This window comes from Acidobacterium sp. FHG110202_01 (genome assembly GCF_059115305.1).
Map to the genome: position 1 here is coordinate 406,410 of NZ_JBZYWJ010000002.1, position 12,269 is coordinate 418,678.

Below are 12,269 nucleotides of genomic sequence, written 5' to 3' on the forward strand. Positions count from 1 at the left end.
CAAGAAAGAAGCTTCAATGGCTCCCCGTAGAGTGTTGTTCGGAAGAACCGGGTGGATGGATTACTATAACGGTCCTGAGCACGAGCGGCCAATCGGAGGAGGTTCGTTTACCAAAAGAGGCATTGGCTCCGAAGCATATAATTTCAAATACATTCACGACACAGATAGAAGGTTTCGGGGATATATCAGAGGCTCTGTAAAGGAAAAGTGTAACCTTCAACGAATACAACCAGGTTATATAGGAGACCAACTCGATGGAGTAACCGTAATCTTTTGTGCGACTGTTCCTCAAAAATATTGGGATCAACTCGGACGAGGAATGCGAATATACGGTTGGTATCGCGATGCTGTCGTGCATCGAATGGCATTGGAAGATTTGGAACACCCTCACCGCCTTTTCAATCTCGAAGCTGACTCACAAGAATCTGTTCTTCTGCCCATTCCAAAGCGAACCCTCCAAATTCCTGGCGGGAACGGTGGATTTGGTCAATTCAACATGACATACATGTTTGATCGCAAAGGTAATTTATTGGGATCAAACTGGATGGACGAAGCCATCGCATTTGTTGATAAATACAACAGTTCGAATCTTTTGAACTCTGCAGATGCTGCAACTACACGGGACATCACAGACCAAATTGCAGATTGTATCGAACGATATGAACCAAACTCGAAAATAAGAAAAACGATTGAAACCCATGCGATGCAACGTGCTGAACGATATTACACATCGCTTGGCTATGATGTAAGAAATGTGTCTTTGACTAAATCTTTTGATTTGCTTTGTACCAAGAATGGCAAGGACGTTTTAGTTGAAGTAAAGGGAACAAGGGGGCCTGGCAATGCCATCCTTTTAACTCAAAGAGAGTTCATGCTAGCCTCAGATCCTCGAAACAACACACAACTCTTTGTAGTACATTCCATCGAGCTCGATGATAACGGTAAGGTTGTTAATCGTGGCAAAAGCGTCATCTATACGCCTTGGTGCCCTGACGTGCAAAATTCTGTGCCTACCCATTATCTATGTAATCTGCTGGTTAGCTCTGGTAAACCTGTAACCGAGTAAAAGGAAATTAAATGATCATCGGAGTCCCAAAGGAAGTAAAAGACCACGAGAGCCGCGTGGGCATCACGCCGGCAGGCGTAAAAGCACTTGCCGAGGCCGGACACACCGTCCTGGTCGAGACCCGCGCCGGCGAGCTTTCTGCCTTCACTGACGACGAATACCAGTCCGCGGGCGCGGAGATCGTCGGCTCGGCCCACAACGTCTGGGGCAACGCCGACATGGTTGTCAAAGTCAAAGAGCCCATCGAAAAGGAATATGTCTTCTTCCGCGAAGGCCTCGTGCTCTTCACCTATCTGCATCTGGCTCCAGTACCCGATCTCACCGAGCAGCTTCTCACCAAGAAAGTCGTCGGCATCGCCTATGAGACCATCCGCGACAAAGCCGGAACGCTGCCGCTGCTCACGCCCATGTCAGAAGTCGCAGGCCGGATGTCTGTGCAGGTCGGCGCTTCGTATCTTGAAAAGGAAAAAGGCGGACGCGGCCTGCTGCTCGGCGGCGTGCCCGGCGTGCCTCCCGCCAATGTCTGCATCATTGGCGGAGGAATCGTAGGCACCAACGCCGCAAAGATCGCCGTCGGCATGGGAGCAAAAGTAACCATTGTTGATCTGAATCTCAACCGCCTGCGCGAGCTCGACGACATCTTCAACGGAAAGCTCTTCACCCTCGCATCCAACTCCTACAACATCACCCGCGCCGTGCAGGAGGCCGACCTCGTCATCGGCGGCGTTCTGATTCCCGGCGCAGCCGCGCCCAAGATCGTCACCAAAGCGATGGTCGCGAAAATGAAAAAAGGAGCGGTCATCGTCGATGTCGCCATCGACCAGGGCGGCTGCATTGAAACCGCAAAGCCCACGACGCACAGCAATCCCGCATACGAGGTCAACGGAGTGGTTCACTACTGCGTAACCAACATGCCCGCCGCAGTTCCTAACACATCCACGCTCGCGCTCACCAACGCAACTTTCCCCTACGTGATGCGGCTCGCCCAATCAGGAGCAAAGAACGCAATCCTCGCCGACGACGGCATTCGCGACGGCGTAAACACATTCGAAGGAACCCTCACCTGTGAGCCGGTCGCCATATCGCAGAAGAAAGAATGGAAGCCGGTCCGCGATCTGCTGTCGTAAACGGGCGCGGCACCTCGCCGCGCCTTCATTAGTCTTAAGCCCGCTCTGAGCCGTCCTATCTATAGGCAAAACCACATTGAGCCTATAATCTCTGCATCAGGCGAAGCGAATGAAGCCCAGGCGCGTCACCATCATTGTTCTCGGAGCCCTAGTACTTTTGCTGCTCCTGTTGTTTGCCGCGCTCAATGCATTTAACCTGAATGCCTTCGTCTATCCGCACAGCGTCGGCGCAATTTTTCTTTTCACTGCGCTGTCCGTCATCGCCTTCCTGCTCTTTCTCACTCTGCTCGTTCTGCTCTCGCGCAATATTCTCAAGATTTACGCCGACCGCCGCAGCCGCCTGCTTGGCTCGCGTCTGCGCTCGCGCATGCTCATCGGAGCGCTGCTGCTCTCCTTCGCGCCTGCCGCGTTCATGTTCTTCTTCAGCTTCGGATTGATGAACCGCTCCATCGACCGCTGGTTCTCGCAGCCCGTCGCGCAGCTGCGCGAGGACTCGACCCGCATCGCATTCGAGCTGTCGAACTACGTCACCCAGAACGCACGCGCCGAAGCCGAAGCTCTGGCGCGCTCTGAAGCCATCGCCCTGAACTACCAGGCTGAAAACAAGAACGCTCTGCTCGATGAAATCCGCACGCACCGCATCACCCTGCAGGGCGGCTTTGCCATCATCTATCGCGACGACGTACCCGTCGCCGAATATCAGATACCGAAAAGCTCCAGCCCCGCTACCGTGCGCGCATGGATGGACGAAGCCTCAGCCCAGAAACAGCCGGCAGAGCCGTTAACTGTCACCATCCGCAAAGCCGCGCAGCGCACCGATCAACCCGTACTGGCCGTTGGCGATGCTGAGTACGCACTGGGTATGGCCACCACCTCCGGCGGCGGAGTTATCGTCGTCGGACTGCCCATGCCTTCCGGCCTCAGCGCGACCGTTTCTGAAATTCGCGCCGGAACCGCGCAATACTGGGCTGTCTATCGCGAGCGCCGCAGCATCCGCAGCACCTACCTTCTGCTGTTGCTTCTGCTCACCGCTCTCACGTTTTTCGCCAGCAGCTGGCTCGCCTGGTATTTCTCAAAGCAGATCACACGCCCGCTTGAAAATCTCGCCGACGCCATGGACGGAATCGCCACCGGCCACTATGAGCAGCGTGTCACCGTCTCCGCGACCGAAGAGCTGGGCGAGCTGCTGCAATCCTTCAACCACATGGCCTCCGACCTCGAGCAGAGCCGCCTCATTGCCGAGCAGTCCACCACACAGCTTTTCGAAGCCAACGCCGCTCTCGAAGAGCGACGCCGCGAGCTTGAGATCATTCTTGAAACCATTCCCGGCGGCGTCGTTACGCTCGATGCCCAGCAGCGCATTACACAGGCCAACCAGTCCTTCGCCGACCTGCTGCCCCCAGGAGCGCCTCAATCCCTCAAAGGCCTGCTGCTCTCTGAGCTTCTCCCCGAAGAGATTTCGAGCGAACTTGCGCTGCTTGCCCGCCGCGCGCAGCGCATGGGCGTCGCCTCCACTGAGTTCGAGATGCGCAACCCTAAGGGCAAGCTCGATCTCTCCGCAACCATGGCCATGCTGCATCTCGGCCATGGCCGTCAAGGATCAGTTCTCGTCCTCGAAAACGTAACCGATTTCCTGCAGGCCCAGCGTCAGACTGCCTGGAAAGAAGTAGCGCAGCGTGTCGCGCACGAAATCAAGAATCCGCTCACGCCCATCGCGCTTTCCGCCGACCGCATCAAGCGGCATGTTGACCGCAATACTGCTGAGTCTCCGAAAATCATCCGCTCCTGCAGCGACATTATCCTTGGTTCCGTAGAAACACTGCGCCGTCTCGTCGATCAATTCGCCGCGCTCGCCGAATTCCCCACCGCGCAACCCAGGCCAGCCGGTCTCAACACCATTGTCGAAAACGCGCTGCATCTCTTTGAAGACCGCCTGCCTGGCATTCATCTCGATGTCCATCTCGCCGCAAATCTTCCGCCCGTCATGGCTGATGCGGAATCGATGAAGCGTGCGCTCGCCAACCTCATCGACAACGCCGCTGAGGCCATGCAGCAGAGCCGCATGCGCATTCTCACCATTGAAACCGGCCTCACTGACCATCATGAGATGGCGGAGATCGTTCTCTCCGACACAGGCCACGGACTCACCGAAGAAACGCGCGAGCGCCTCTTCCTGCCCTACTTCTCGACCAAGCAACGCGGCACCGGCCTCGGCCTTGCCATTGCGGCAAAAATTATTCAGGATCACCACGGTTCCATTCGCGCAGAGCAGAACTATCCGGCAGGCGCGCGGTTTATCATCGAACTGCCGCTGGCTGGATACGCAAACGGCAGCAGTGATATAACGCCGGCAGCAATCAACAAGACCGCTTCATGAAACACATCCTTATCGTCGATGACGAAGCAGATATTCGCAGGCTTCTAGAAGAGATCCTGCGCGAAGAAGACTATTCCGTAACCACCACCGGAATGGCAAGCGAAGCGCTCGTGCTGCTGCGCGACGTCAGCTATGACGTCATGCTGCTCGACATCTGGCTGCCCGACCGCGATGGCCTTGAAGTCCTGAACGAAATCCGCACGCTCAATGCCGACAATAAACCGGAAGTCATCATCATCTCCGGCCACGGCACCATTGAAGCCGCCGTGCGCGCTACCAAGCTCGGCGCATTCGACTTCCTGGAAAAACCGCTCTCGCTCGAACGCACGCTCATCGTCGTCAAGAACGCCATCGAAGCAAAACGCCTGCGCAGCGAAAACGAGGAGTTCAAGCGCCAGCTCTCCCTGCAGTCCGCCATCACCGGAGAAAGCGTCGCCGCAAAAGCCCTGCGCCAGCAGATCAAGCTCATGGCCCCCACCAACGGACGCGTGCTCATCTACGGCGAATCAGGCAGCGGAAAAGAATTGATCGCGCGCGCCATCCATGCCGAAAGCCTGCGGCGCGACCGCGTCTTCGTCGAGCTGAATTGCGCCGCTATTCCTGAGGACTTCATCGAAAGCGAGCTCTTCGGCTATCGCAACGGCGCCGTCGCCGGAGGCCCTGCCGAAAAACGCGGCACCTTCGAACGTGCCGACGGCGGCTCTCTCTTTCTCGATGAAGTCGGCGACATGAGCCTGAAGACCCAGGCCAAAGTTCTGCGCGCTCTCGATGAGCAGCGCTTCACGCCTGTAGGTGCAGCACACGCCATGAACGTGGACGTGCGCGTCATCGCCGCCACCAACAAGAACATCGAAGAAGAAATCGCCAAGGGCAATTTCCGCGAAGACCTCTTCTACCGCCTCAACGTCATTCCCTTCTACGTGCCGCCTCTGCGCGACCGCAAGGAAGACATTCCGCTCCTCACGCGCGAATTTCTGCGTGCCTTCGGCCGCGAATACGGACGCCCCCGCATCGACATCGCAGAAGACGCGCTCGATCTCCTCAAGCAGTACCACTGGCCCGGCAACGTCCGTGAGCTCAAAAACCTGATCGAGCGCATCGTCATCCTCAACCCGCACGCGCAACGCATCGAACGCAAGCACCTGCCCATGCTCGTACATCGCGGCACAAGTCGGCGCAGCGAAGACTTCAGCACGCTGCAGCAGGCCCGCGAAGCCTACGAGCGCGACTACATCCTGAAGAAGATCGACGAAAGCCACGGCAACATCAGCCGCGCCGCAGAAACCCTCGGCCTCGAACGCAGCCACCTCTACCGCAAAATGCGCTCGTTAGGCATCACCGTTCGCGAATGACTGGCCGTCAAGGCAGCCCATCCGCTCTTTGCGAATGCCATTTGTGTTCGTAATAAGTTGTCATCCTGAGCGGAGCGCAAAGCGCGCAGTCGAAGGACCCGCACCGGAACGGTGCGCTATAGCCTTGCGCAGCAAGGCCCGGCAAAAGCCTCGATAGCCACCACAAGGGTGCCCCAGAGCCTGCCCTGAGCGAAGCCGAAGGGTTCGCGGAGCTAACCTGGGGTAGTTGGCATGCATCGGTAGGCACGAAAAATGAAATAGCAATAGCTCAGCAAGAAAGCAGCGACCAAAGGGAGCGGCAAGGAAGCCGAATCACCAAGCAGAGGCAAGAATGGCGCACAAAGCGCGCGTCTACCTGGACGGTCAGTCCCGCCAGTTCAGGGAATCGACGAAGCCGCGCCGCTCGCGCCAGCCTTCTTCGACAATCACGTGCAGTTCCAGAAACACGCGCGTCCCCAGCAGCGACTCAATCTCCTTGCGCGCATTGGTGCCGATGCTCTTGAGCTTGGCTCCGCCCTTGCCGATCAGGATCGCCTTCTGCCCCGCGCGCTCGCAATAAATCGCGGCAGCAATGCGCGTCAGTGGCTTCTTGTCTTCGGGCTGCGGCTCTTCAAAGCGCTCAATGACTACCGCTGAAGCATACGGGACCTCTTCGCCCGTCTCCTGCAGAATGCGCTCGCGGATCAGCTCGGCAACCATAAACCGCTCCGGCTGATCTGTGTACTGGTCTTTGGGAAAATACCGTTCGCCTTCCGGCAGATACTCGACCAGCTTCGCAACCAGGCGGTCAAGCCCATCACCTTTGCGCGCCGAAATTGGAATCACCTCGGCAAAGGAATGGAGCGCGCTGAGCTGAGCAATCAGCGGCAGCAGCTTTTCTCGCAGAACGAGGTCGATCTTGTTGATGATGAGAAAGACCGGGCAATCCAGCTTGCGAATCATGTCGAAGGCAAACGTGTCTTCGCTCTTGCTGTCTTCGAGTTCCAGCCGCCGCGTTGCATCCACCATCAGCAGCACTACGTCGCGGGTCTCAAGCGCCCCATGCACCTCCTGCATCATGCGCTTGTCGAGCCATGAATGGGGCTTGTGCACACCCGGAGTGTCCACAAAAACAATCTGCGCTGCCGGATGCTTCCCTTTTCGCGCAGGCACTTCCACCACGCCATGAATCCGCGTGCGCGTTGTCTGCGGCTTGCTGGTGACGATGGCGACCTTCTCGCCAACGAGCTTGTTGATCAGTGTGGATTTGCCGGCATTCGGCCGGCCAAGAATCGAAACGAAGCCTGAGCGCAAGCTTACTTCCTTGCCTGCTTCGCACTGGCATCAGCAACGGCTGTGTCGAGCATCGCGTAAAGATTATTGAAGTCCTTCACCTCGGACGCACTCGCCGCGCCGTGCTTGTCCGTCACCACCCAGACTGTCGGCGTCTGATGCACTCCCAGCCTCACGCCGAGGTCGTAATCCGCTTTTATCGCTGCTGCGAACTTCCCCTGCGGATCGATGACAAACGGCAGCGCCACGCCATGGTCCTTGGCAAACTTGTCGGTAAAGTTGCGCAGGTCATCGGGAGTCTCGATGCTCGTCTGGGCAGCAAAGACCGCATCCCGGTAATCATCACCCAGTTTCGGCGACTTCGTATCGAACCACCGCGCATTCACCGCGGCCTGCGAGCTCCAGCGGTGATAGGCAATGGGAAAGTCATGCCGCACCCAGGGAATGCGGTACTTCGCCACAGCTGCCTTGATCAATGGGTTCTGGTGCGCGCAGCTCGGGCATTCAAGATCGGCAAACTCCACAATCGCCACCTTCGCGCCAGCCGGCGGCTTGAGCGCATCCTGAGGAGCCTGCGCGTGCGCAGAGGTTCCCATTACAAAAGCGGCAAGGACAAGGGTCACGATGGATCGCAGCATAAGCATATGTCTCACTCTTCATTCTATCCCGCGTCTATTAGACTGGTTGCAATCCGATGCGTTATATCATTGCCGTTCTTGCCCTTGCCGGAATCATCGTCGCCTCGCTGGCGCTGCACGTTCACTACTCCACCGACACACAACCCTGCGACATCAACGCGCACTGGGACTGCGGCATCGTCAATCACAGCCGCTATTCTGTCTTTCATGGAGTCCCGGTAGCGACCATAGGCATCGCCGGCTATGCAGTCATCGCTATCCTCGCCCTGGCGCGCCGCTACAAGCTTCTTCTCGCGGCAGCGCTCATAGCGCTGGGCTACTCGCTCTATCTCACCCGCATTGAGGCGCATATTCTTGAGGTGTGGTGTCTCTACTGCGTCATTTCGCAGAGCATCATCGCGCTCATTACGCTGTTTTCAATTATCGCCGCAGTGCTCCAGCGTCCTGTCAGGACGTAGCTGCTTCTTCCGGCTTGCGCGAAACCCGCAGCCTTTCGATCAGGCGGTCTGTTGAAGACAGCACCTCAAAGCGCAGTCCGTCTTCTTCCACCACTTCGCCCGCAAGCGGAATGCGTCCTGCCACCTCGCTCACCAGTCCGCCGACGGTCGTAGCCTCGTAGCCTTCCGGCATCTGCCATTCATTGCCGAACAGCTCTTCCATCTGCGCTACTTCCATGCCGCCGGGAATCAGCCACGATCCATCCGGTTCATGCTTCGGCCGCTCCAGTTCGTCATCGTCATGCTCATCCGCAATGGAACCGACAATCTCTTCCAGAAGGTCCTCAATCGTGACCACGCCCGCAACCCCGCCATACTCGTCGATCACGATGCGCATGTGCTGCTTTTCCTTCTGCATCTCGCGCAGCAGCTCATTGACCTTTTTCGTCTCCGGAACAAACACTGCAGCCCGCTGGATGCTGGCCACCGTTCGCGTCCGCGCCGCCTCATCGGTCACGCGCAGCAGATCATGAGCAAAGGCGATGCCGGTAACCTGATCGAGCGAGCCATCATAGACAGGCACGCGCGAAACCGGATGCTCCTCAATCAGCTTGAACAGCGCCTCGAGTGTCTCGCGACCCGCGATGGCGATCATCTCCGGACGCGGCGTCATCACCTCACGCACCACCTTATCGCCAAACTCCACCGCCGAGCGCACCAGCTCGCGATCGCCTTCTTCAATGATGCCCTCTTCCTCGCCCGCCTCAATCAGCGCTTCCACGGCTTCGGAATCCGTGCCTTCTTCCTCCTGCTTCGGCGCTTCGGCAAGCGCGGCTATCTGGGAAAGAAAGCCCAGAAAGAACGTTGCCGGTAGCACAAGATAAAACAGCAGCCTCAGGAACCAGCGAAAATAGGCAATCCAGATTCCGCGCGTACGCACGAACAGCACATAAGGCAGCAGCCGGTTGAAGAGAATGATCACCAGCACCACGCCCAGCACAGCCTGCGCAATCTCGCCCGCGCTCGCGTGGTCCGTAGCAGAGCTGCGCTCGAACAGCAGCATTCCAAAGATGAGCGTCAGGCAGGCAAGCGAAAGCTGTGACAACACGGCAGCAGAAACCGCAAGCTGGTCGCGGCTCAACCCCATCCGGCGCTCCACCAGGCCTTCCCAGGCATCGAGGTTGTCCTGAAATTCGCGAACAAGAAACTTGCCCATCTCCGAATAGAGACGGTCAACATAGGAAGCCAGCGTCAGCACCACAAGCAGAAAAACAATCAGGACTGCCGCAACAATAGTCATCATCGAACCCGGCTCCCAGTTCTACTTCTAGTTCTGCGGCTTCCAGTTCCGTGGTTTGTAGTTCGTTGCGTCGTCTTCTTCGCTGCCCTGCTTCTCGCCCCGCCTCTTTGGATCAGCCCTGCCGGCAGGTCAAGCTCCTTGCGCAGCACGCTTTCCTTGCGCGACATCTGTCCGGTATCAGCCTCGTGATCATATCCAGCCAGATGCAACAGTCCATGTAGCAACAGAACCTTCAGCTCCATCTGCAGAGAATGCCCTTGCTCTTCAGCCTGTCTCCTGGCTGTATCGAGCGAAATGGCAAGATCGCCCGCGAGCTTCGCGTCGGGATGCGAAGTGTCCGCCGGAAACGACAGCACGTCCGTAGCTTTGTCTTTTTTGCGGAAGTCGCGGTTCAGCACGCGAATGGAAGGATCGGTGGCCAGCAGTACGGAGACTTCCCCGTCGAGACCAACAGCAGTCTTCGCTTTCCGCAGAAAACTGCGGAGCTCGCGCATCTTGAGCGCAGTACGGTTGGAAGCAATATCGGCGTCGGGTTCGATCAGGATCATGCAAAACGAGGAGGACCAACTGATCCTCCTCAAGAAAATGGTACAGCAAATTACTGCGGTTTCCGCTCCGTACGCCCTTCATCTGTCTGCGGAATGCCCAGCGGCAGCTCCTGCTGCGAGCGCCCGAAGCTGTCATAAGCGCGGATAATGCGCTGCACCAGGTGATGGCGCACCACATCGCCGTCCTCGAAGTGAATGAAGCGGATGCCGTCCACACCCTCGAGCACATTCATCGCTTCCACCAGCCCCGATTTGCGCGGATTCGGCAGATCGATCTGCGTCACATCGCCCGTGATCACAGCCTTGGCATTATTTCCCAGGCGCGTCAGGAACATCTTCATTTGCTCCGAGGTCGTGTTCTGCGCCTCGTCCATGATGATGAACGCATCGTTCAGCGTGCGCCCGCGCATAAATGCAAGCGGAGCCACTTCAATCACGTTGCGCTCCAGCATCTTGTCCACGCGCTCCGGTTCGAGCAAGTCATAAAGCGCGTCATACAAAGGTCGCAGATATGGATCCACCTTCTCCTGCAAACTCCCGGGAAGGAATCCCAGCCGCTCGCCCGCTTCCACCGCCGGACGCACCAGCACAATCCTGCTCACCTTCTTCGCCAGCAGCGCCGACGCTGCCATCGCGACGGCGAGATATGTTTTGCCCGTGCCCGCAGGCCCGATGCCGAAGACCATGTCCGCCTGTTCAATGGCCTCGACATAATGCCGCTGATTCAGCGAGCGCGGCTGCACCATACGCTTGATGCCCGCCGAGCGCTGCTTGCCGCTCTCCACCAGTCCTCGCAGCGTCACCGCCGGATCAGCTACCACCAGGCGCAGCATTCCATTCAGCTCGCCGTTATGCAGATTGATCCCGTTGCGTCGCAGATGCTCGTAGTCGGAAAAGATGCGCTCCACGCGGACAAGGCTCTCCTGCGGGCCTTCCACCTGCACGGCATCCGATTTCAGATCGATGCGCACGTTCAGGCCATCTTCCATGAGTCTCAGGTTTTCATCGCGGGTCCCGAAAAGGGGCTCAAGATTGGGCGTGATTTCCAACGCTTTTTTCATCAAGCGGAGAAATAACCTCCTGTGCCGGCCACCGGAGCAGTCAGCATGTGTGGTTTGGATTGAGTGGCTTCAAGTACGGAGTACAAGGGAAGTGGCACCACACTTCTTAGATGCGGTAGCCGGAGCGTCGGATTGGCAGATAGCACCAAATTTCGCTCGTTAATGCGCTCAGAGTAGACCCGCTCCCGCTTCACGTCAATGCCAAATCCATGAAATGTTGGCAAAGCCGTACCGAGTTGATTCCCTGATTCCAAAGTTTGTCATCCTGAGCGGATAAATACAGGCTGTCATTCTGAGCGAAGGTTTCTGGAACAGAAACCGAAGTCGAAGAACCTGCTTTTTGCTTCGGTAGCCACAGCAAAGGGTGCCCCAGGTTCGCGAAGCTAACCTGGGTTTTTCTAGCCGCCTATTTAGCCGCCCCAACAGGTTGTGCCTTGGCCGCTAAATACGTTTCAAGCACGCTTTGAAATTTACTCAGCCACGCCGGATGCGCAGGCCACGCCGGTCCCGTCACCAGATTCTCGTCCACAATTGCTTCGGTCATCGGCAGATCGACATACTCCCCGCCCGCCAGCTTCACTTCCGGCGAGCACGCCGGATAAGCGCTCACCTTTCTGCCTCGAATCACGTCCGCAGCCGCCAGAATCTGCGCCGCATGGCAGATCGCGGCAATCGGCTTATCCGCATTCGCAAAGTGCCGCACAATGTCCAGCACCTTCGCGTTCAGCCGCAGATACTCCGGAGCGCGCCCGCCGGGAATCACCAGCCCGTCATAGTCTTCAACCTTCACATCGGCAAAAGTGGCATTCAAAGCAAAGTTATGCCCGCGCTTTTCTGAATACGTCTGGTCGCCCTCAAAGTCATGGATCGCCGTCCGCACCACTTGCCCCGCCTTCTTGTCCGGACAGACCGCATCCACCGTATGCCCCACCATCTGCAGCGCCTGGAACGGCACCATGATTTCGTAATCCTCAACGTAATCGCCCGCCAGCAGTAAGAGTTTCGCCGCACTCATTGCATGCTCCTTCAAAAAAATTATGTATTCTTATGACGTTCGAACAAATACGCACGTTCCGTCAATTTCTGTTGAA

General features: G+C 57.3%; 11 protein-coding genes. 5 read left to right on the forward strand and 6 right to left on the reverse strand.

Annotation, left to right across the window (positions count from 1 at the left end; translation table 11 throughout):
- Positions 1–55: 55 nt before the first annotated feature.
- The 4 genes from AC5S16_RS05000 to AC5S16_RS05015 all read left to right on the forward strand — a co-directional run bounded on the left by AC5S16_RS05000 (position 56) and on the right by AC5S16_RS05015 (position 5,922).
- The gene (locus AC5S16_RS05000; protein WP_493928931.1) at positions 56–1,066 is read left to right on the forward strand and encodes a protein NO VEIN domain-containing protein; all 1,011 of its coding nucleotides are present in this window, start codon (positions 56–58) and stop codon (positions 1,064–1,066) included.
- A gap of 11 nt (positions 1,067–1,077) precedes the next feature.
- Positions 1,078–2,193, forward strand: a complete 1,116-nt coding sequence (ald, locus tag AC5S16_RS05005) for an alanine dehydrogenase (protein WP_493928932.1) — start codon at positions 1,078–1,080, stop codon at positions 2,191–2,193.
- A gap of 109 nt (positions 2,194–2,302) precedes the next feature.
- A complete protein-coding gene (locus AC5S16_RS05010) occupies positions 2,303–4,570 on the forward strand; it encodes a sensor histidine kinase (protein WP_493928933.1) in 2,268 nt (755 codons plus the stop codon).
- Positions 4,567–5,922: a sigma-54-dependent transcriptional regulator gene (locus tag AC5S16_RS05015; RefSeq protein WP_493928934.1), complete on the forward strand. Its 1,356-nt coding sequence runs from the start codon at positions 4,567–4,569 to the stop codon at positions 5,920–5,922. Before AC5S16_RS05010 ends, AC5S16_RS05015 begins: the two co-directional genes overlap by 4 nt.
- 363 nt (positions 5,923–6,285) lie before the next feature.
- On the opposite strand, the gene era is transcribed toward AC5S16_RS05015, so the two are convergent.
- Together era and AC5S16_RS05025 are read right to left on the reverse strand one after the other, a co-directional pair.
- Positions 6,286–7,215, reverse strand: a complete 930-nt coding sequence (era, locus tag AC5S16_RS05020) for a GTPase Era (protein ID WP_493928935.1) — start codon at positions 7,213–7,215, stop codon at positions 6,286–6,288.
- 2 nt (positions 7,216–7,217) lie between these two features.
- Positions 7,218–7,832, reverse strand: coding sequence for a DsbA family protein (locus tag AC5S16_RS05025; protein ID WP_493928936.1), 615 nt, complete (start codon positions 7,830–7,832; stop codon positions 7,218–7,220).
- A 56-nt stretch (positions 7,833–7,888) separates the two neighbouring features.
- Here AC5S16_RS05025 and AC5S16_RS05030 point away from each other — a divergent pair, with 56 nt between their 5' ends.
- Positions 7,889–8,290: a vitamin K epoxide reductase family protein gene (locus AC5S16_RS05030; protein ID WP_493928937.1), complete on the forward strand. Its 402-nt coding sequence runs from the start codon at positions 7,889–7,891 to the stop codon at positions 8,288–8,290.
- On the opposite strand, the gene AC5S16_RS05035 is transcribed toward AC5S16_RS05030, so the two are convergent.
- The 4 genes from AC5S16_RS05035 to AC5S16_RS05050 form a co-directional block, all read right to left on the reverse strand.
- Positions 8,280–9,572 carry a hemolysin family protein gene (locus tag AC5S16_RS05035; protein WP_493928938.1) on the reverse strand — a complete coding sequence of 431 codons (1,293 nt, stop codon included), beginning with the start codon at positions 9,570–9,572 and terminating at the stop codon, positions 8,280–8,282. The two genes, AC5S16_RS05030 and AC5S16_RS05035, sit on opposite strands and share 11 nt — an antisense overlap.
- Positions 9,569–10,117 (reverse strand): rRNA maturation RNase YbeY, encoded by a 549-nt coding sequence (gene ybeY / locus AC5S16_RS05040; protein ID WP_493928939.1) that lies wholly within the window; start codon positions 10,115–10,117, stop codon positions 9,569–9,571. The genes AC5S16_RS05035 and ybeY overlap by 4 nt, the downstream gene beginning before the upstream one ends.
- 50 nt (positions 10,118–10,167) lie before the next feature.
- A complete protein-coding gene (locus tag AC5S16_RS05045) occupies positions 10,168–11,181 on the reverse strand; it encodes a PhoH family protein (protein ID WP_493928940.1) in 1,014 nt (337 codons plus the stop codon).
- A 403-nt stretch (positions 11,182–11,584) separates the two neighbouring features.
- The gene (locus tag AC5S16_RS05050; protein ID WP_493928941.1) at positions 11,585–12,193 is read right to left on the reverse strand and encodes a DJ-1/PfpI family protein; all 609 of its coding nucleotides are present in this window, start codon (positions 12,191–12,193) and stop codon (positions 11,585–11,587) included.
- Positions 12,194–12,269: the final 76 nt, after the last annotated feature.